The sequence below is a fragment of the Sulfitobacter noctilucicola genome (assembly GCF_000622385.1).
Classification (GTDB): Bacteria; Pseudomonadota; Alphaproteobacteria; order Rhodobacterales; family Rhodobacteraceae; genus Sulfitobacter; species Sulfitobacter noctilucicola.
On sequence record NZ_JASD01000008.1, the window covers coordinates 134,348 to 153,747 of the forward strand.

At 57.3% G+C, this 19,400-nt stretch carries 18 protein-coding genes; 6 read left to right on the top strand and 12 right to left on the bottom strand.

Features of this window, described 5'->3' with window-relative positions; all coding sequences use genetic code 11:
• Window positions 1-37 precede the first annotated feature (37 nt).
• The 9 genes from Z946_RS0104100 to glpD all read right to left on the bottom strand — a co-directional run bounded on the left by Z946_RS0104100 (window position 38) and on the right by glpD (window position 10,334).
• Window positions 38-1,168 (bottom strand): iron-containing alcohol dehydrogenase, encoded by a 1,131-nt coding sequence (locus tag Z946_RS0104100; RefSeq protein ID WP_025054468.1) that lies wholly within the window; start codon window positions 1,166-1,168, stop codon window positions 38-40.
• The gene (gene glpK / locus Z946_RS0104105; protein WP_025054469.1) at window positions 1,169-2,656 is read right to left on the bottom strand and encodes a glycerol kinase GlpK; all 1,488 of its coding nucleotides are present in this window, start codon (window positions 2,654-2,656) and stop codon (window positions 1,169-1,171) included.
• An 83-nt stretch (window positions 2,657-2,739) separates the two neighbouring features.
• A complete protein-coding gene (locus Z946_RS0104110) occupies window positions 2,740-4,461 on the bottom strand; it encodes an ABC transporter substrate-binding protein (RefSeq protein WP_025054470.1) in 1,722 nt (573 codons plus the stop codon).
• A 70-nt stretch (window positions 4,462-4,531) separates the two neighbouring features.
• Window positions 4,532-4,804, bottom strand: a complete 273-nt coding sequence (locus Z946_RS0104115) for a DUF2160 domain-containing protein (RefSeq protein ID WP_025054471.1) — start codon at window positions 4,802-4,804, stop codon at window positions 4,532-4,534.
• A gap of 15 nt (window positions 4,805-4,819) precedes the next feature.
• A complete protein-coding gene (locus tag Z946_RS0104120; RefSeq protein ID WP_025054472.1) occupies window positions 4,820-5,656 on the bottom strand; it encodes a carbohydrate ABC transporter permease in 837 nt (278 codons plus the stop codon).
• Window positions 5,656-6,528, bottom strand: a complete 873-nt coding sequence (locus Z946_RS0104125) for a carbohydrate ABC transporter permease (protein WP_025054473.1) — start codon at window positions 6,526-6,528, stop codon at window positions 5,656-5,658. Before Z946_RS0104125 ends, Z946_RS0104120 begins: the two co-directional genes overlap by 1 nt.
• Entirely contained in the window at window positions 6,525-7,610 is a 1,086-nt protein-coding gene (locus tag Z946_RS0104130; RefSeq protein WP_025054474.1) for an ABC transporter ATP-binding protein, read from the bottom strand. The genes Z946_RS0104125 and Z946_RS0104130 overlap by 4 nt, the downstream gene beginning before the upstream one ends.
• Window positions 7,611-7,622: 12 nt before the next feature.
• Complete coding sequence (locus Z946_RS0104135) at window positions 7,623-8,711, bottom strand: ABC transporter ATP-binding protein (protein WP_025054475.1); 1,089 nt, start codon at window positions 8,709-8,711, stop codon at window positions 7,623-7,625.
• A 21-nt stretch (window positions 8,712-8,732) separates the two neighbouring features.
• Window positions 8,733-10,334, bottom strand: a complete 1,602-nt coding sequence (glpD, locus tag Z946_RS0104140; RefSeq protein WP_025054476.1) for a glycerol-3-phosphate dehydrogenase — start codon at window positions 10,332-10,334, stop codon at window positions 8,733-8,735.
• A 249-nt stretch (window positions 10,335-10,583) separates the two neighbouring features.
• Between glpD and Z946_RS0104150 the strand changes: the two genes are divergently transcribed.
• From Z946_RS0104150 to Z946_RS0104160, 3 genes are read left to right on the top strand one after another with little or no spacing between them, the layout of a single operon-like run.
• Window positions 10,584-11,342 carry a DeoR/GlpR family DNA-binding transcription regulator gene (locus Z946_RS0104150; RefSeq protein ID WP_025054477.1) on the top strand — a complete coding sequence of 253 codons (759 nt, stop codon included), beginning with the start codon at window positions 10,584-10,586 and terminating at the stop codon, window positions 11,340-11,342.
• A gap of 18 nt (window positions 11,343-11,360) precedes the next feature.
• The gene (locus Z946_RS0104155; protein WP_025054478.1) at window positions 11,361-12,236 is read left to right on the top strand and encodes a carbohydrate ABC transporter permease; all 876 of its coding nucleotides are present in this window, start codon (window positions 11,361-11,363) and stop codon (window positions 12,234-12,236) included.
• Window positions 12,233-13,030: a carbohydrate ABC transporter permease gene (locus Z946_RS0104160; RefSeq protein ID WP_025054479.1), complete on the top strand. Its 798-nt coding sequence runs from the start codon at window positions 12,233-12,235 to the stop codon at window positions 13,028-13,030. The genes Z946_RS0104155 and Z946_RS0104160 overlap by 4 nt, the downstream gene beginning before the upstream one ends.
• A gap of 4 nt (window positions 13,031-13,034) precedes the next feature.
• Here the strand turns inward: Z946_RS0104160 and Z946_RS0104165 are convergent, their stop codons facing one another.
• Window positions 13,035-13,811, bottom strand: a complete 777-nt coding sequence (locus tag Z946_RS0104165) for an SDR family NAD(P)-dependent oxidoreductase (RefSeq protein ID WP_025054480.1) — start codon at window positions 13,809-13,811, stop codon at window positions 13,035-13,037.
• Window positions 13,812-13,880: 69 nt separating this feature from the next.
• On the opposite strand from Z946_RS0104165, the gene Z946_RS0104170 reads away from it, so the two are divergent.
• Entirely contained in the window at window positions 13,881-14,279 is a 399-nt protein-coding gene (locus tag Z946_RS0104170; protein ID WP_025054481.1) for a (R)-mandelonitrile lyase, read from the top strand.
• 22 nt (window positions 14,280-14,301) lie between these two features.
• Here the strand turns inward: Z946_RS0104170 and Z946_RS0104175 are convergent, their stop codons facing one another.
• A complete protein-coding gene (locus tag Z946_RS0104175) occupies window positions 14,302-14,655 on the bottom strand; it encodes a VOC family protein (RefSeq protein WP_025054482.1) in 354 nt (117 codons plus the stop codon).
• A 12-nt stretch (window positions 14,656-14,667) separates the two neighbouring features.
• Window positions 14,668-15,042 carry a hypothetical protein gene (locus Z946_RS0104180; protein WP_025054483.1) on the bottom strand — a complete coding sequence of 125 codons (375 nt, stop codon included), beginning with the start codon at window positions 15,040-15,042 and terminating at the stop codon, window positions 14,668-14,670.
• A 53-nt stretch (window positions 15,043-15,095) separates the two neighbouring features.
• Here Z946_RS0104180 and Z946_RS0104185 point away from each other — a divergent pair, with 53 nt between their 5' ends.
• Both Z946_RS0104185 and carB read left to right on the top strand, forming a co-directional pair.
• Window positions 15,096-15,860, top strand: coding sequence for an alpha/beta fold hydrolase (locus tag Z946_RS0104185; RefSeq protein WP_025054484.1), 765 nt, complete (start codon window positions 15,096-15,098; stop codon window positions 15,858-15,860).
• A 171-nt stretch (window positions 15,861-16,031) separates the two neighbouring features.
• On the top strand, window positions 16,032-19,364 hold the full coding sequence (carB, locus tag Z946_RS0104190; RefSeq protein ID WP_025054485.1) for a carbamoyl-phosphate synthase large subunit: 3,333 nt from the start codon (window positions 16,032-16,034) through the stop codon (window positions 19,362-19,364).
• Window positions 19,365-19,400 lie beyond the last annotated feature (36 nt).

Consider the following 19,400-nt stretch of genomic DNA (forward strand, 5'->3'; position numbering starts at 1 on the left):
AAAGGCTCGGCGTTTCCAACGTCGGGCCTTTCGCTTTTCAAGCCGATGCGGCGAGAATCTCGACAAGTTCTGCGTTTGATAACGTGAAAGGATTACCTTTCATGGAAGACGCTTTGCCAGATTTCTCTGCAATGTTGTGGTATTGGTCTGGCGACAAACCCATCGCCCCCAATCCGCGCAGGCCCATGTCGCGCGACCATTGCGCCAGTCCGCCTATGCCGCCCTCGAACTGCTCTTCGATCCGGTCATTTACCCACGCGACACGCCGCGCGATTTCTGTGCCTGCTTCAGCGTGAGCCAGATGCGAGCGGAGCACCGCAGGCAACAGCGTGCCACAGACCTCGCCATGGGGCGCGCCTGTTTGCCCCCCGATCACACCGGCGAAACCGTGTACGGCCCCCAGCCCCGCGTTAGCCAAAGCCAGACCGCCACAGGTGCTGACCCATGCCAATTTGTCCCAAGCCTCTGCGCTGTCGCTTTCTACCACTTTGCGCAATGCGCCAAGACCTTCGGGGATCGCTGCGGCTGCGAGCGCATCTGTCATGGGGTTCGCCTTGAGGGTAAGATACGGTTCGATCACCTGAGTGACGGCGTCCAACCCGGCGGCAAGCGCTACTGTACGTGGTGCGCCCTGCATCAGATCAGGGTCAATAATTGCGGCATCCGGTATCATACGGGGATCGCGCAGGCTTACTTTGACGCCTTGGTCAGGGACTGCGACCACCGCATTTTTTGTGACTTCCGAACCGGTGCCCGCAGTAGTAGGCAAAGCAATCATCGGGATGGGAGGATGCTCAAGCGCACGCCCCTCTCCGACCCCTTCCAGATAGGCCAATACAGGTCCACTTGACGGTATGAGCGCCGCCAACGCTTTGGCAGAATCCATCACTGACCCGCCACCAAGGCCTATCACGACGTCCGGTGGATGCGACCTGAATTGGGCGACGGCTTCTTCGATCTGCGGAAGACTGGGTTCATTATGGCAGGCAACTGTATCCGGGTTTAAGCCAGCGCCCTCAAACGCGCTGAGCAGCCACTGCGCACGCGCTGCGTTGGAGCCGTGCACGATCAGAATCGTGGCGCCGTAGGTCCGGGCAAGCTCAACCGTCTGGTGGCGCTGCCCGCGACCGAAATGCAGTGCCGACGGACTCAAGTAGGAAAATCTCATTTATACGCTCAGCGTGGCCTGAATGGCCCGCTTCCAGACTGAATATTTCTCGGTACGGGTGTCCTCATCCATCGCTGGTGCGAACTGCCTGTCTTGCGCCCATGTCGCTGCGAAGGTCTCTCGGTCCGGATAGACGCCCGCATGCATCCCGGCGAGCCACGCCACACCGAGTGCAGTGGTCTCCTGCACCTTCGGGCGGTCAACTTCGGCACCGATTATGTCAGACAGGAATTGCATCGCCCAATCGCTCGCAACCATGCCACCATCTACTCTTAGCGTGGGTTGCACGCCGTCAGTTTTCCAATCCGCTGACATCGCTTCCAGCAAGTCGCGTGTCTGGAAACCAACGCTTTCAAGCGCCGCTTTCGCCATCTCTGCGGGACCTGTGGCGCGTGTCAAACCATAGACAGCCCCGCGACAGTCTGGGTTCCAATACGGCGCGCCCAACCCCACAAAGGCGGGCACCAGCACCACGTTCTGCTTGGGGTCAGCCGACTCGGCCAAAGCCTGAGTTTCACTGGCATCTTTGATGATCTGCAAACCGTCACGCAACCATTGCACCACGGCACCAGCAACAAAGATCGAGCCTTCCAACGCGTATGTGGGCTTGCCGTCCAGCTGGTAGGCGATTGTTGTAAGCAGCCGGTTTTTAGAAACCACCGGTGTCTCTCCGGTATTCATGAGCGCAAAACATCCGGTGCCGTAGGTGGATTTGAGCATCCCCGGCTCGAAGCAGGCCTGCCCGACGGTTGCTGCTTGCTGATCACCTGCAACACCGTGGATCGGGATCTCGCCACCCAACAAGCTTTTTTCGGTGACGCCAAAATCAGCCGCGCAGTCTTTGACCTCGGGCAGCATCGACATCGGAATGCCCAGCATTTCGCAAATAGTCGTGCTCCAACGCCCTTTGCGTATATCGTAAAGCATCGTGCGTGCAGCATTGGTGGCATCTGTGGCGTGAACCTTGCCGCCAGTCAGTTTCCAGATCAGGAAACAGTCGACCGTTCCGAAGAGCAAATCACCTTCGGCGGCGCGCGTACCTACGCCATCAACACTCTCGAGAATCCACTTCAGTTTGGTGCCTGAAAAATATGGGTCCAGCAGCAGCCCTGTCCGCTCGATAATTATCTCTTCGTGTCCGGCCTCTCGCAGCTGGCGGCACGTGTCCGCTGTGCGGCGGTCCTGCCAAACGATGGCATTATAAACTGGCTCACCCGTTGTCTTGTCCCAGACAATGACGGTTTCGCGCTGGTTGGTGATACCGATGGCTGCGATGTCTACCGCCTGCAGTTCCGCTTTTTCCAGCGCCCCGCGGCAGGTGCGCAGCGTGGTATCCCAAAGGTCGGCGGGGTCATGCTCTACCCAACCTGACTGTGGAAAGTGCTGCGGAAATTCTTCCTGCGCGCTCGCGATGGGATGTAACCCGGCATCAAACACAATCGTGCGCGACGATGTGGTGCCCTGGTCAATGGCAAGAACATGAGTCATGGGTGCCCCCGCAAATATCGGATTGAAAATCTAGATTTCCGGGGCCCACAAGATGGGCCCCGGATCGGTCTCTCAAATCTGGTTTACTGCCAGGATTTGATCAACTCGTCATAAGCGATGGTCTTGGGCTCTTCGTCCTCGTTCGCCAGTTTCGCTTTTGGCGAACCGGGCTGCGACAACCAGTACTCCGCGTCACGCTCTTCGTTCATGACCGGACCCAGATCCCCCTGTACGCCTGCGCGCTCAAGACGGATTAGAACCTTTTCCTGATCTGCGCAAAGCGAATCCAGCGCTTCCTGAGGTGTCTTTGCACCGGACATTGCGTCGCCGATGTTCTGCCACCACAGCTGAGCCAGCTTGGGATAATCAGGTACGTTTGTACCGGTTGGTGACCACTGAACACGTGCAGGCGAGCGGTAGAATTCCACCAGACCACCCAGTTTCGGCGCGCGCTCTGTAAAGCTCTCGTGCTGGATCGTGGATTCACGAATGAATGTCAGACCAACGTGGCTTTTCTTTACGTCTACCGTTTTGGATGTGACGAACTGCGCATAAAGCCATGCGGCCTGTGCGCGGTCCACCGGTGTGGATTTCATCAGCGTCCATGAACCGGCATCCTGATAGCCGATCTTGGTGCCTTCGGTCCAATATGCACCGTGCGGGGATGGGGCCATGCGCCACTTGGGCGTGCCGTCCTCGTTCATCACAGGCAGATCAGGCTCTACCGACGCGGCGGTAAAGGCGGTGTACCAGAACATCTGCTGTGCAACATTGCCCTGCGCAGGGATTGGACCCGCTTCAGAGAACGTCATACCGGCCGCCGCAGGGGGCGAGTACTTTTGCAGCCATTCAATCGCCTTGGTCACCGCATAGACAGCAGCCGGACCATTGGTTGCGCCACCACGTGCCACACAGGAACCAACGGGCTGTGAATTTTCGTTCACACGGATGCCCCATTCGTCCACAGGCAGACCGTTCGGCTCACCGACGTCGCCCATGCCAGCCATGGACATCCACGCATCAGTATACCGCCAACCCAGTGACGGGTCTTTCTTGCCGTAGTCCATGTTGCCAAAGACTTCGCCTTCGACACCCATCCGCGACAGGTCGCGACCGGTAAAGAACTCGGCGATGTCTTCGTACGCGGTCCAGTTGACCGGCACACCAAGGTCGTAGCCGTACTTCTCTTTGAAGTCCGCTTTGTTCTGTTCGTCGTTGAACCAATCGTAGCGGAACCAATAGAGGTTCGCGAACTGCTGGTCGGGCAACTGATAGACTTTGCCATCAGGACCGGTGGTGAACGACAGACCGATGAAATCTTCCAAGTCGAGGTTCGGGTTGGTCACTGCAGCACCCTCACCCGCCATCCAGTCGGTCAGGTTGCGTGCCTGCTGGTAACGCCAGTGCGTGCCGATCAGGTCGGAATCGTTGATATAGGCGTCATAGATGTTCTCGCCCGACTGCATCTGTGTTTGCAGTTTTTCGACAACATCGCCCTCACCGATCAGGTCATGTGTAACCTTGATACCTGTGATTGCTTCGAATGCGGGTGCCAGAACGTTGGCCTCGTATTCATGCGTGCCGATGGTCTCGGACACCACATTGATTTCCATGCCCTTGTACGGCTCTGCTGCATCCACAAAGAACTGCAGCTCCGCTTCCTGGTCCGCACGTGACAGTGTCGACATCTCGCCGATCTCACTATCAAGGAAAGCCTTTGCGGCCTCCATGTCGGCAAATGCGGGTGCGGCAAACATACATGTCGCCAGCGCAATCGCCGTGGTTCCCTTTAATCGCAAGTTCATTTTTGTTCCTCCCAAATAGAACAGTTATGGATGAACGGCTCTTGCAGGCCGCGCACCCGTTCGGCTTTCCTCAGACCCAGCGAAAGACTGCCAAGGCGTAGAAAAAGCAGACGACCAGCGCACCCCATTGCGGCGCGCTGAGCAACCCAAGCCATGCCAAATTGATAAAGGCAGAGCCCAGCAGCGTGATGAACAAGCGATCACCCCGCGTCGTTTCGATCCCCAGGACTCCGTTACGCGGCACCTCTGGGTATTTGATCGCCAGCATTGTGAAGGTGATCAGCGTGACCGCGATGATCCCGAAGAAAAGGGCCGTCGGCCATGTCCATGCCATCCATTCCATGTCTTTCTCCCCTTCTTAAACGCGGCCCAGGGCAAAGCCCTTGGCGATGTAATTGCGCACGAAATAAATGACCAAAGCCCCCGGCACGATCGTCAGCACGCCAGCCGCCGCCAACACGCCCCAGTCGATACCCGCGGCCCCCACTGTGCGGGTCATGGTCGCGGCGATAGGTTTTGCATCCACACTTGTCAGTGTCCGGCTCAACAGCAATTCCACCCATGAGAACATAAAGAGGAAAAACGCCGTTACCCCGATACCCGACGCCACGAGCGGTGTGAAAATCTGCACAAAGAAACGCGGAAACGAGTAGCCATCGATATAGGCCGTCTCATCGATTTCCTTAGGCACGCCGCGCATGAACCCTTCCAAAATCCACACAGCCAGCGGCACATTGAATAGACAATGCGCCAGCGCCACCGCGATGTGTGTGTCGAACAGACCCACGGATGAATAGAGCTGGAAAAACGGCAGCGCGAAAACCGCAGGCGGGGCCATCCGGTTGGTCAGCAGCCAGAAAAACAGATGCTTGTCGCCCAGAAAGCTGTAGCGGCTGAAGGCATAGGCCGCCGGCAAGGCGACCGCCAGCGAGATGACCATATTCATGACAACGTAGGCCATCGAATTGAGGTATCCGGTGTACCACGACGCGTCCGTGAGGATCGTCAGATAATTGTCGAACGTCAGATTCTGTGGCCACAGGCTAAAGCTGTTGAGGATCTCTGTATTGGTCTTGAGGCTCATGTTCAGCAGCCAATAGATCGGCAGCAGCAGGAACAGCAGGTAAAGCCCCATAACAATTGCACTGCCCTTGATCCTCGGGTTGCGACGGACGTTTGAAGTTGCGTCAGACATCAGTGGCCATCCCTTTTATCGAGGTTCGTCATGACTGTGTAGAACACATATGAAATCAACAGGATGACCAGATAGTACATGATCGAGAAGGCGGCGGCAGGACCAAGGTCAAATTGCCCCAGTGCCATTTTGACCAGATCAATCGACAGGAAGGTGGTAGAGTTGCCCGGCCCCCCGCCTGTAACCACAAACGGCTCGGTATAGATCATGAAGCTGTCCATGAACCGCAGCAGAATCGCGATCATCAAAACGCCCATCATCTTGGGCAATTCAATGAAACGGAACACTTTCCAACGGTTGGCCTGATCGATTTTGGCAGCCTGATAGTAGGCATCCGGGATAGACTGCAATCCGGCATAGGCCAAAAGGGCGACCAGCGACGTCCAGTGCCAGACATCCATCACAATGACGGTGATCCACGCCGCATAGAAGTTCTGCGTATAGTTGTAATCAATCCCGATCGCATCCAGCGTGTAGCCCAACAGGCCAATATCAACGCGGCCGAAAATCTGCCAGATGGTGCCGACCACGTTCCAAGGTATCAGCAACGGGAGCGACATCAGCACCAGACAGAGCGACGCCCAGAAGCCCGACTTGGGCATGTTCAGCGCTACGAAAATACCCAATGGTATTTCAATCGCCAGAATGATGGCTGAGAACGCAAGCTGGCGGCCCAGCGCGTCCCACATCCGCTCGGATGACATCATTTCCTCGAACCACTCAAGCCCCGCCCAGAAAAACTGGTTATTGCCGAAAGTATCCTGCACCGAATAATTCACGACTGTCATCAACGGGATAACAGCAGAAAACGCGACAAGAACGAGCACTGGCAGGATCAGGAACCACGCTTTTTGATTGACGGTTTTGTTCATGATGTCTCTCCCTTGGGGGCCACACGCCAGCTGTCCGCATAGACGTTCACACCTGCCGGATCGAAGGTAACGCGGGTCATGTCAGGTGAAATCTCAGCACCCTCTTGCGCGATCACATTGATCTGGGTCCCTTGGAAGTCCGCCCTAACAATCTTGTGGCGGCCTACGTCCTCAACCCGTTTGATCGTCACGGGCAGACCGGCATCACCACTTGCAAGCGCCGTAAACTCCGGGCGCACTCCGACCTCGACCTTACCGGAGGGTGTGCCAAAATCGCGCCCCAGCGCCACAGGCGTGCCCGCAATTATCGCCGTGCCACCCTCAACTTCGGCTTCGAGTACGTTCATGCCGGGCGAGCCGATGAAGTATCCCACGAACGTATGCTCAGGCCGCTCGAATAACTCCTGCGGCGTGCCCATCTGCACAACGCGCCCGTCAAACATCACCGCGACTTTGTCGGCAAAGGTCAGCGCCTCTGTCTGGTCGTGCGTCACGTAAATCATCGTGTGACCAAAATCGTGATGGAGCGACTTGAGCTGCGTACGCAACTCCCACTTCATATGCGGATCGATCACCGTCAGCGGCTCGTCAAACAAGAGCGCGTTCACGTCTTCGCGGACCATCCCACGCCCGAGCGAGATTTTCTGTTTGGCATCTGCTGTCAGCCCGCGCGCCTTGCGGTTCAGCATGTCTTCCATGCCGATCATCGCTGCAATCTGCTGCACACGCTGCGCAACATATGCTGCGTCTGCCCCGCGATTACGCAGCGGGAAGGCCAGATTATCCCGCACGGTCATTGTGTCGTAGACCACGGGAAACTGGAAAACCTGCGCGATGTTACGTTCGGTCGTTGGGGCGTTTGTCACGTCCTTGCCGTCAAACAGAATGCGCCCTTGGCTGGGATGCAGCAGACCCGAGATGATGTTCAAAAGCGTGGACTTGCCACAACCCGACGCGCCCAGAAGCGCATAGGCCTCGCCGTCGACCCAGTCATGGTTTAGCGCTTTGAGCGCATAATCATCCTCGCTTGCCGGATTAGGCAAATAGGAATGTGCGAGATTGTCCAAAGTGATCTTTGCCATAGCGATTATTCCTCAGGCCGCGGTTGCATAGGATGCAGCCGCGACAGACGTGCCGTCCTGGGCAAAAATGTAGATGTGACGCGGGTCCAGATAGACTTTGAGCGCCTCCCCGATGGTCAGATCCTTGACACCATGCACCAAGCCGACCCAGCTTTCGCCGTGGTGGTCCAAATGCACGAAAGTTTCTGATCCGGTGATCTCGGTCACACCCAACGTGCCGGTAAATTCAAGCGCGGCAGGCGTGTGCTGCGACAGCTCCAGATGGTTGGGCCGGAACCCCGCGAGGTAATCTCCATCCCCGAGCCCTGCGAATGCGTCTGTTGCCGGCGCTGTCTGACTGTTGCCGAACGTCAGGCTGTTGCCCGCCTTGCGGATGTTCAGAAAATTCATCGGTGGATCGGAAAACACCCGCGCCGTGGTTGCATCCACCGGCTGGCGATAGACAGTTGGCGTCGGACCGAACTGCGTCACGCTTCCTTCCCACATCGCAGCTGTGTTGCCGCCCAGCAGCAACGCCTCTTCCGGCTCCGTGGTGGCATAAACAAAGATCGAACCAGCCTCCTCAAAGATTTTCGGGATTTCGGCGCGCAACTCCTCGCGCAGCTTGTAGTCGAGATTGGCCAGCGGCTCGTCCAGCAACACCAATCCTGCGTCCTTGACCAAAGCCCGCGCCAGCGCACAGCGCTGCTGTTGACCGCCTGACAATTCCAGCGGCTTGCGGTCCAGCATGGGCGTCAGTTGCATTAGGTCAGCCGCCTTGCGCACCGCCGCATCAATCTCGGCCTTCGACTTGCCAAGCAGACGCATCGGGCTTGCGATATTGTCATAGACGCTCATCGACGGGTAGTTGATGAATTGCTGGTACACCATCGCCACGCCGCGGTCTTGCACGCGCATACCGGTCACATCCTGACCACCCCAGATCACGCGACCCGTGCTCGGCACATCAAGTCCCGCCATGATCCGCATCAGCGACGTCTTACCCGACAGTGTCGGACCCAGAAGCACGTTCATCGTTCCCGATGACAGCTCCAGATCAGTCGGATGGATATGGGTCTGGCCGCTCACGACTTTGGAGACCCCCTCCAGCACAAGTGACATGTCTCTCTCCCTTTCGCGGTTTTAAACCGCGTTATGTTGTTCTTGTTCGGCTGCGCGGTCAGCGAGCCATTGTTCCAGTGATGCAATCTCTTCGTCTGACATACGCAGCCCCAGTTTTGAGCGCCGCCACACAATATCGTCTGCCTTGCGGGCAAACTCGCGCTCAACCAGCCAGTTGGCCTCACGCGCAGTCAGGTCAGCACCGAAGTTCTGTCCCAGATCCTCGGCTGTTTTCGCTTCGCCCAACACATCAAAACTCTCCGTGCCGTAGGCTTTGATCAACCGTGCCGCCCAGCGCTCGGACAGGAATGAGTACTGCGCACAAAGCTTCTCACGCAGCGCATCAACACCATCGACTGCAAAATCACCCCCGGGCAGGGCCACACCCGCTGTCCAGGGGTCGCGGGCCTCTTCGAAGAATGGCACGATCTTTTCCAGCGCGGATTCTGCCAGCTTGCGGTACGTGGTAATCTTGCCGCCAAAAACGTTCAGGATCGGCGCACCGGCTGACTGGTCAACCTTGAGCACATAATCACGCGTCGCTGCCGTGGCAGAGCTGGCCCCGTCATCGTAAAGCGGGCGCACCCCCGAATAGGTCCAGACGACATCATCGACTGTAACCGGATTCTTAAAATAATTCGACGCGAAATTCAGCAGATAATCACGTTCTTCCGGTGTGCAGACCGGCTTTTCGCTGACATCTGTATGTTCTGCATCGGTCGTGCCGATCAGCGTGAAATCGTTCTCGTAAGGGATCGTAAAGATGATCCGGCCATCTTCCCCCTGAAAGAAGTAGCACTTGTCGTGGTCATATAGCTTGCGGGTCACGATGTGACTGCCCCGCACAAGACGTACACCTTCGCTTGAATTGATGCGCACGGTGTTGCGGATGACGTTCTCGACCCACGGCCCGCCCGCATTGACCAGCATTTTCGCGCGTACCTGACGGGTCTGGCCGTTATCGCGATCCTCTAGTGTCACCTGCCACACGCCGTTGACTTGCTCGGCTGCGATGACCTTGGTGCGCACATTGATACGCGCACCACGCGCCTGTGCATCGCGGGCATTCAGGACAACCAGACGGCTGTCTTCGATCCAGCAGTCCGAATATTCATATGCTTTCTCAAAACGATCCTGCAGCGGATTACCTTCAGGCGTGCCGCGCAACGAGATCGAAGTGGTGCCTTTCAGTATCTGACGACCGCCCAGATTGTCGTACATGAACAATCCCAGCCGGATCAGCCATGCGGGACGGCGGCCTTTCATCCATGGCATCACAACATTCAGAAGTTTTGATGTGGGGGTATCCCCCTCAAACCGCATGTCTGGATGGAAAGGCAGAACGAACCGCATCGGCCAAGAGATATGCGGCATGGCCTTTAGCAGTGTTTCCCGCTCGACCAGCGCCTCACGGACAAGCCGGACTTCCCAATACTCAAGATACCGCAACCCGCCGTGAAAGAGCTTGGTTGAGGCAGAGGATGTGGCAGACGCCAGATCATTCATTTCGGCCAGTTCAACGGTGAAGCCACGGCCCACCGCATCACGTGCGATGCCACAGCCGTTGATCCCGCCACCGATGACGAACAGGTCCAGAATGTCGTGATCTGCACGTTGATCCAAAACAGCCTCCCCCCGACTTTTTGTGCCCGAAACGCCAGCTTCAGGATGCCGCCCAATAGGCAATAGTTCCACCAACCGGTCAAGATCGAATGTTCGTTTATATTCGCTTTCGTTCAAACACCTGATAAATCAACAAAATCCCCACCGAATTTTGCGAATTCACCTTCAATGCTGTTAAAACGAAAGCGTGGCGTCTTGACGAGTCGGCGTTCAGCGTCATTGTTGGACGACACTGAAGGGATGCAACGAATGGTCTCGACCTTTCGACAAAAAGAGATAATCGAGCTGGCCCGCAAAGATGGTAAAGTCACCGTCGACGGTCTGGCCCAGCTTTACGATGTCACCGTACAAACCATCCGGCGCGATCTGTCCGAACTTGCTGATCTGGGGCGGCTTGAACGCGTGCATGGCGGTGCCGTGGTCCCATCGGGCGTTGTGAACCTTGTCTACGATGAACGGCGCCGGATGAACGAGGAAGGCAAAAAAGCCATCGCGCGCGCCTGTGCTGAGAGAATATCAAACGGTGCGTCTGTCTTTATGAATATCGGGACAAGCACCGAAGCCGTTGCGCATGAGCTGCTGGATCACGAAAATCTGCTGGTGGTGACGAACAACCTCAACATCGCAAACACGCTGGCGGCAAACCACAGTTGCGAGATTATCCTGACGGGTGGCGTGTTGCGCCGCGCTGACGGCGGCTTGGTCGGTGGGCTGACCGCGGATATGGTGCGGCAATTCAAGTTCGATTATTCGGTCTTGGGCTGTTCCGCGATTGATGAGGACGGCGATCTGCTTGATTTTGACGGACAAGAAGTTCTGGTCAGCCGCACGGCGATTGGGCGGTCGCGGAACGTCATGGTCGTCGCGGATCACACCAAACTTCAACGCAAGGCACCTTTGACAATCTGCGGGTTGAGCGACGTGAACGTCTGGTTCACTGACGGTGCCTTGCCGGACAAACTGGCACAAGATTGCGCCGACTGGGGCACAGATGTCGTTCTGGTATAGTCTTCCCCGTTCGCGCAGATGAAGTCCGTCACCAATAGGGGCTGGCTCTTTGTCCTGCCGTCCGCACTGATCCTGTCGCTGGTGGGTCTGGTGCCACTCGTTACGGTCATAAACTATTCATTCTTCGAGATATTCATTCTCGACCAACGCTTTTGGGTCGGGACCGAGTGGTATGCCGAGATCATAACCTCCGGCCGCTTCTGGTCCAGTTTCGGGCGCAGCCTTTTGTTCTCTGCGCTTGTACTGTGCATCCAGATCCCGCTCGGTATCGCCATCGCCCTTTGTATTCCCAAACGCCAACTCTGGGTGGGGTTCGCGCTTGCTGGCGTGGCGCTGCCACTTCTTGTTCCATGGAATATGATCCCTGCGCTCTGGCTGAGCCTGATGAACCCTGACAGCGGTATTATCGGCGGGCTGCTTGCTTCTGCCGGTTGGACTGGCGGTTGGAAAACGTCTGCGGTTCAGACATGGATCGTGTTATTGGCGATGGACACCTGGCACTGGACCAGTCTGGTGATCCTGCTGTGTTACTCCGCGCTGACAACAATCCCGCCTGCCTATTACCAAGCCGCCGCCATCGACGGTGCGGGCCCTTGGCAGATCTTCCGCCATATCCAGCTGCCGGCGCTGACGCATGTCCTTTTGATGGCCGTCCTCTTGCGTTTTATGGATTCCTTTATGATCTACGCTGAGGCGTTTCCGATCAACGCAGGCGGCCCTGATGGCGCAACCACATTTCTAGCTGTCGATCTTGGCGAAGACATCAAGGCGTTCAACTATGGCCCGTCCGCCGCCCGCTCTGTCATCTACTTTCTGATCGTTGTTTTGGTCGCATGGACATTTACCAAAGCGCAGACCCGCCTTGACCGCGACGCAAAAGAGGTCGCTTCATGATGCTGCGCCGTGCGTTGAAAACCTTTGCCCTGCTGGCGTTCCTCATCTGGAGCATTCTGCCCCTGACGCAAATGGCCTTGCTCAGTTTCATTTCGACCTTGCCGCAGCCGGGTATTGAAGTGGGAAGCCTGACGTTGAGCAACTATGCAGGCATTCTAGGCAATCCCGCCCTTGCCTCGGCTTTTGCCAATTCAATCGCTTATGTGCTGATCAACATATGCATCACGCTACCAGTCGCAATTCCGGCAGCTTATGCGTTTTCGCGCATGTCTTTTGCGGGGGACCGCCAGCTTTTCTTTGCCTTCATCGCGTTGCGCATAACGCCCCCGGTTGTTCTGACCCTGCCGATCTTTCAGCTGTTCTCGGCACTTGGTATTGTGAATTCGGTCTTTGGCATTGCCTTGGCCCACTGCCTGTTCACGCTTCCTGTATCCATCTGGATTTTGCAGAGCTTCGTATCGGCCGTCCCGCGCGAACTGGATGAAACAGCTTTCCTCGATGGCTATTCCCGCCCGCGCTTTATCTGGACGTTTCTTTTGCCGCAGATCGCCCCGGGCATCGCCGTCACTGCGTTTTTCTGCTTCATGTTTTCATGGGTCGAGGTCGTCTTCGCCCGCATCCTGACCACCACCAACGGCAAGCCGATCAGCATGGCAATCAGCGCCCTATTCGGATTTCAGACCGACATCGGTTTGGTGATGGCCGTCACAACCGCTTCGATGATACCCGGTGCGCTTTTGCTCTTTGCCATGCGGAACCACTTGTCACGGGGGTTCCGCATCGGGAGGCTTTAGCGGATCATTTCTTTTGCATATCTTCGATCATCTTCAACACACGCCCGCGCGGCAAAAGCGGGATAACCCAGTTTACAAGAAAGCTCAGCCCCTTCTCATTCACGGTCGCGCGATCTCCGCGCATCATCGCGTCATAGCCGTGTTTGGCTACAGACTCAGGCGTCTTCCCACCCCCTGCCACCAGCTTTGTGCCATCAAGTTCTGCACGTTTCGCAAAGTTTGTTTTCACATATCCCGGTGCCAACAAAGTTGCCGTCACTCCGGTGCCCTTCAACTCATGCGCCAGCGCCTCTGTGTAAGACCGCACAAATGCCTTCGTCGCAAAATAGACGGCCTGATAAGGACCGGGCATGAAGCCTGCTGTTGATCCTACGTTCAAGATGCGCCCGCTTCCTTTCGCGACCATATCACGCCCTACCAGATGGCATAGCGCCACCAGGGCCTGAACATTCAGGTCCGTCATTGCTTGTTCTTCCTCCAACGACCGGTCCAGATGTTTGCCCTGTCCGCCAAAGCCTGCGTTGTTGATAAGCACATCAATCGTCAGACCAGCCGCCTGCACCTCTCCATAGAGGGTCAGAGCGCCATCCGGCTTGCCCAAATCGGCAGCAAAGACGTGTACTTTAATGCCATGTGCGGTTTCCAGCTCGGATTTGAGCGCATCAAGTGCGTCTTTGCCTCGCGCAGTCACGATCACATCGCCGCCCTTGCCCGCGTGGTATCGCGCAAAGGCTTCTCCGATGCCCGACGACGCACCTGTGATTAATGCAGTATTCCCCATTTCATATCCCTTTTCGTTTGGCTCATGTGATGTAGGTTGTCCCCAGAGAGCAAGCTCAAAGGACACGCCATGATTATTCACCCCGCCGGATCGCGCCCCTCCAGTCGGCCGAACCCCGACTATTTTACCGGCACCGTTCGCATGGACCCCTTGATGTCGGCCCCCGCGCCTGCCCGCCTGAATGCCTTGTCCGTCACGTTCGAGCCGGGAGCGCGCACAGCGTGGCACACCCACCCACTGGGGCAAACGTTGATCGTGACCGCTGGTCTGGGCCTTGCGCAGAAAGAAGGAGATCCGATCCAGACCATCAGACCGGGCGATGTGATCTGGTTTGCGCCCGGAGAAAAGCACTGGCATGGCGCATCTGCGGACTGCGCCATGACGCATATCGCGCTTCAGGAAGAGCTGGATGGCTCGGCTGCTGACTGGCTGGAAAAGGTTTCAGACGCGCAATACAGCGGCACATAAAATCGTCCATCCCCCGACGGGCCTAGGTATGCGACAGGATATTCAGCACCCGCCCCGTCGGGTCAGCGATGAAGAACCGCCTGACGCCCCATGGCTCATGGGTAAGCGGATACACCAGATTGATGCCGAGCGCTTGCACGCGCCGCAGAACTTCATCCAGATCGTCGACTTCGATTGACAGTTGCGGCACCGGGGTCCCCGATCCGCCTTCGCTTGCCAGCGATACCTGAACCGGCGAAGGGGCATCGCCACCCAGCGTCATGATCCAGCCCTGATCCATCAACACATCCAGATCAAACAACGCGGTATAAAACGCACCAAGCCCTTTTGGGTCATCAGTGCTCAAATCCGCAACGATGCGTTTTACCTTTACCATCGTGAAAAAACCTCAAACGTAGTCATGCCACCACAGCCAAAGCACAAAGACTGCGACCACCACCAGCAGGTTGAATACGATAGCACCCGCTATCCCCAGAATGCGGCCTTTGCGACGGTCTGCCACATCGATACCATCCAGATAAGTCACGCAAACATTATAGGCTTGTGAAACACGCGCCCCGTCCATCTGACGCGCAAGCTTGGGATGAGCGCCAAAACGCTCCGCCTCCACCAGCACTTGGGCCTGCTTCTGGACCCGGCGCGGCAAACGCCGGCCCGCTTTCAGGATCATCCGCGACAGCGGTCGTTGTTTGATCCCGAACTTTGCATGAAGCAGAGCCTTTACCGCCTCGACCTTGCGCGTGATATCCTTTGCGTCCAACATACCGTCTTCTAAACCCACTGGTGCAAGGCCCGCAATGCCGCTACCCCTGCTGCATGCTTTCTTATTCCGAACACGGCACGCCTGCCCCCGACCATCCAGCCCTGATTATCGCCCATGGCCTCTACGGGTCGGGCCGTAACTGGGGCGTGATTGCCAAGCGCCTTTCAGACACCCGCCATGTCATCACACCGGACATGCGCAACCACGGCACCAGCCCGCGCGAGACAAGTCAAAGCTATCCGGACATGGCCCGTGATCTCGCCGACCTCGCATCGCACATCGGCGCACCGGTCGATCTGTGTGGCCACTCGATGGGCGGCAAAGCGGCCATGGCAATGGCGCTCACGCAACCTTCCCTAATTCGGAAGCTCATCATCGCCGACATCGCGCCCGTCGCCTACGGCCATAGCCAGCAAGGCATGATCGACGCCATGCGCAGCGTTGACCTGTCTCGCGTCGACCGCCGCTCCGATGCGGCAGAACAACTGGCCGATGCGGGGATCGAGCCTGCGCTACAGAGCTTTTTCACCCAGTCCCTCGACGTCCCCGCAAAAGCATGGCGTCTTAACCTTGATGTACTTGAGGCCGAGATGACCAAAATTATCGGGTGGCCGGAAGACATGACCGGCACATTCGACGGCCCTACCCTGTTTCTATCAGGCGGCGCATCGGACTATGTGCGCACCGAACACCGCCCGCACATCAAGTCACTTTTCCCCAACGCCCGTTTCGCAAAAATACCCGATACCGGCCATTGGTTGCACGCTGAAAATCCCCGCGCCTTCGAGGCAACAGTGCGCGCTTTTCTCGACGCTTGAGCCGCAGACCCTTTCTGCTTGGCTAATACCCTTAGGGGTTGGGTGCTGAACCCGGTCTGGCGTTTGTTCCTGCGCAAGCGCCAGTTAAGCCCTGCTGTCCAGCAATCCCTCTTGCACCCAGACGCCCCATGCCTATAACGCGGCTAATTTGCATTTTATTGGGGGCCTCCGATGCCAAAGCGTACCGACATCCAATCGATCATGATCATTGGCGCGGGTCCCATCGTTATCGGACAAGCCTGCGAGTTTGACTACTCCGGCGCACAGGCCTGCAAAGCACTGAAAGAGGAAGGCTACCGTGTCATCCTCGTCAACTCCAATCCGGCCACGATCATGACCGATCCGGGCCTGGCAGATGCAACCTACATCGAGCCCATTACACCTGAAATTGTCGCCAAGATCATCGAGAAAGAGCGCCCTGACGCGTTGCTCCCGACCATGGGCGGCCAGACCGGTCTGAACACTTCCCTCGCCCTAGAAGAGATGGGTGTGCTTGAGAAATTCGGTGTTGAGATGATCGGTGCCAAGCGCGAAGCCATTGAAATGGCCGAAGATCGCAAGCTTTTCCGCGATGCGATGGACCGGCTGGGCATCGAGAACCCCAAAGCGACCATTTGCACCGCTCCGTTGGATACCAACGGCAAAAAAGACCTTGCCGCTGGCGTGGCGCTGGCATTGCAAGACCTCGAAGAAATCGGCCTGCCCGCCATCATCCGCCCTGCGTTTACCATGGGCGGCACCGGCGGCGGCGTGGCGTACAACCGCGAAGACTACGAATTCTTCTGCCGTTCCGGCATGGACGCCTCTCCGGTTGGCCAGATCCTGATCGACGAATCGCTTTTGGGTTGGAAAGAGTTCGAGATGGAGGTCGTACGCGATACCGCTGACAACGCCATCATCGTCTGCTCTATCGAAAACGTGGACCCGATGGGCGTGCACACAGGTGATTCCATCACCGTGGCCCCGGCGCTGACCCTGACCGACAAAGAATACCAGATCATGCGCAACCACTCGATCGCCGTCCTGCGCGAGATCGGCGTGGAAACCGGCGGTTCCAACGTCCAATGGGCCGTGAACCCCGCTGATGGCCGCATGGTCGTGATTGAGATGAACCCGCGTGTGTCGCGCTCATCCGCGCTGGCCTCAAAAGCGACCGGTTTCCCAATTGCCAAGATCGCCGCCAAACTCGCCGTGGGCTTTACACTCGATGAATTGGACAACGACATCACCGGCGTCACGCCAGCCAGCTTTGAGCCGACAATCGACTATGTTGTCACCAAAATCCCGAAATTCGCCTTTGAAAAGTTCCCCGGCTCAGAACCCTATCTGACAACAGCGATGAAGTCCGTGGGCGAGGCCATGTCCATCGGCCGCACCATCCACGAGAGCCTGCAAAAAGCGCTGGCATCCATGGAACAGGGCCTTACCGGATTTGACGAAATCGATATTCCCGGCGCGCCAGATTCCGCCGCCATTGTCAAAGCGATCAGCAAACAGACCCCCGACCGCCTTCTGACTATCGCGCAAGCCATGCGCCACGGCATGACCAACGATGAAATCCATGGCGTCACCATGTTCGACCCGTGGTTCCTTGACCGCATCCGCGAGATTATCGATGCCGAAGAACGCGTGCGGGCCGAAGGTCTGCCGCTTGATGAGGCCGGGCTGAGAAAACTCAAGATGATGGGCTTCACCGATGCGCGGCTCGCCACTCTTACAGGCCGCGACGAAGACAACATCCGCCGTGCGCGCCACAACCTCGGCGTGACCGCAGTGTTCAAACGGATCGACACTTGCGCTGCCGAGTTCGAAGCGCAAACACCTTACATGTATTCAACTTACGAAGCCCCGATGATGGGTGACGTAGAATGCGAGGCCCGCCCCTCCGACCGCAAAAAAGTCGTCATCTTGGGCGGTGGTCCAAACCGCATCGGTCAGGGCATCGAATTCGACTACTGCTGCTGCCATGCATGCTATGCGCTGACGGACGCGGGCTACGAGACGATCATGGTCAATTGTAACCCAGAGACCGTCTCGACCGACTATGACACTTCTGACCGGCTCTATTTCGAGCCACTCACGTTTGAGCACGTCATGGAAATCATGCGGGTCGAGCAGGAAAACGGTACCCTCCATGGCGTTATCGTACAGTTCGGCGGCCAGACACCGCTTAAACTCGCCAATGCACTGCAAGAAGCAGGTATCCCGATCCTCGGCACCACGCCTGACGCAATTGATCTGGCAGAAGACCGCGAGCGTTTCCAACAGCTTGTCCAGCAACTTGGCCTGAAACAGCCGCATAACGGCATCGCCTCGACAGATGCCGAGGCACTGAAAATCGCCGAAGAAATCGGTTTTCCCCTTGTGATCCGCCCCTCCTACGTCCTTGGTGGCCGCGCCATGGAAATCGTGCGCGACATGGCCAGCCTTGAACGCTACATCTCCTCTGCCGTGGTTGTCTCTGGCGACAGCCCGGTGCTGCTCGACAGCTACCTCTCGGGCGCTGTTGAACTCGACGTTGACGCGCTGTGTGACGGCAAGGACGTGCACGTTGCGGGCATCATGCAACACATCGAAGAGGCGGGCGTTCACTCCGGCGACAGCGCTTGTTCGCTGCCACCCTATTCCCTGCCCCAAGACATCATCGACGAAGTCACCAAGCAAACCAAAGCTTTGGCGCTTGCCCTTAATGTTGTTGGTCTGATGAACATCCAGTTCGCGGTCAAAGACGGCGAGGTTTACCTGATCGAAGTGAACCCCCGCGCCTCGCGCACAGTACCCTTTGTCGCCAAAGCCACCGACTCAGCCATCGCCAGCATCGCCGCTCGCATCATGGCAGGTGAGCCGCTCAGCAACTTCCCGCTGCGGGCACCCTACCCTGAGCAGTCGGCCTACTCCGACACGCTGCCCTTGGGTGATCCGATGACGCTCGCGAATCCAAATATGCCATGGTTCTCGGTAAAAGAGGCTGTGCTCCCGTTTGCGCGTTTCCCTGGCGTCGACACGCTGCTTGGTCCCGAGATGCGTTCAACTGGCGAAGTCATGGGCTGGGATCGCGACTTTCCACGCGCATTCCTCAAGGCACAGATGGGAGCAGGTACCATGCTGCCGCGCACCGGAACGGCCTTTGTGTCGATCAAGGACATGGACAAAACTGATGATATGCTGGCAGCTGCCCACATCCTGATCGAACAATCTTTCACTATTGTTGCAACGCGCGGCACAGCGGCCTGGCTTGTGGATAACGGCATCCCTGCCACCACCACCAACAAGGTATACGAAGGGCGCCCGGACATCACCGACATGATGAAAGACGGCGCTGTTCATCTTGTCCTCAATACCACCGAAGGCGCGCAAGCGGTTGAGGACAGCAAGTCCATCCGCTCCATCGCACTGTTCGACAAGATCCCGTACTACACCACTGCCGCTGGTGCCTATGCAGCCGCATTGGCGATTAAAGCGCAAGCCGAAGACGAGATCGGCGTGAAAGCACTGCAGGGGTAAAGGGCGCGTCAGGCGACTGCCGTCGGGCGCTTCACC

Coding starts and splice junctions, on each gene's coding strand:
- Z946_RS0104100 (WP_025054468.1), bottom strand. CDS start 1,168: ATGAGATTTTCCTACTTGAGTCCGTCGGCACTGCATTTCGGTCGCGGG.
- glpK (WP_025054469.1), bottom strand. CDS start 2,656: ATGACTCATGTTCTTGCCATTGACCAGGGCACCACATCGTCGCGCACG.
- Z946_RS0104110 (WP_025054470.1), bottom strand. CDS start 4,461: ATGAACTTGCGATTAAAGGGAACCACGGCGATTGCGCTGGCGACATGT.
- Z946_RS0104115 (WP_025054471.1), bottom strand. CDS start 4,804: ATGGAATGGATGGCATGGACATGGCCGACGGCCCTTTTCTTCGGGATC.
- Z946_RS0104120 (WP_025054472.1), bottom strand. CDS start 5,656: ATGTCTGACGCAACTTCAAACGTCCGTCGCAACCCGAGGATCAAGGGC.
- Z946_RS0104125 (WP_025054473.1), bottom strand. CDS start 6,528: ATGAACAAAACCGTCAATCAAAAAGCGTGGTTCCTGATCCTGCCAGTG.
- Z946_RS0104130 (WP_025054474.1), bottom strand. CDS start 7,610: ATGGCAAAGATCACTTTGGACAATCTCGCACATTCCTATTTGCCTAAT.
- Z946_RS0104135 (WP_025054475.1), bottom strand. CDS start 8,711: ATGTCACTTGTGCTGGAGGGGGTCTCCAAAGTCGTGAGCGGCCAGACC.
- Z946_RS0104150 (WP_025054477.1), top strand. CDS start 10,584: ATGGTCTCGACCTTTCGACAAAAAGAGATAATCGAGCTGGCCCGCAAA.
- Z946_RS0104155 (WP_025054478.1), top strand. CDS start 11,361: ATGAAGTCCGTCACCAATAGGGGCTGGCTCTTTGTCCTGCCGTCCGCA.
- Z946_RS0104160 (WP_025054479.1), top strand. CDS start 12,233: ATGATGCTGCGCCGTGCGTTGAAAACCTTTGCCCTGCTGGCGTTCCTC.
- Z946_RS0104165 (WP_025054480.1), bottom strand. CDS start 13,811: ATGGGGAATACTGCATTAATCACAGGTGCGTCGTCGGGCATCGGAGAA.
- Z946_RS0104170 (WP_025054481.1), top strand. CDS start 13,881: ATGATTATTCACCCCGCCGGATCGCGCCCCTCCAGTCGGCCGAACCCC.
- Z946_RS0104175 (WP_025054482.1), bottom strand. CDS start 14,655: ATGGTAAAGGTAAAACGCATCGTTGCGGATTTGAGCACTGATGACCCA.
- Z946_RS0104180 (WP_025054483.1), bottom strand. CDS start 15,042: ATGTTGGACGCAAAGGATATCACGCGCAAGGTCGAGGCGGTAAAGGCT.
- Z946_RS0104185 (WP_025054484.1), top strand. CDS start 15,096: ATGCTTTCTTATTCCGAACACGGCACGCCTGCCCCCGACCATCCAGCC.
- carB (WP_025054485.1), top strand. CDS start 16,032: ATGCCAAAGCGTACCGACATCCAATCGATCATGATCATTGGCGCGGGT.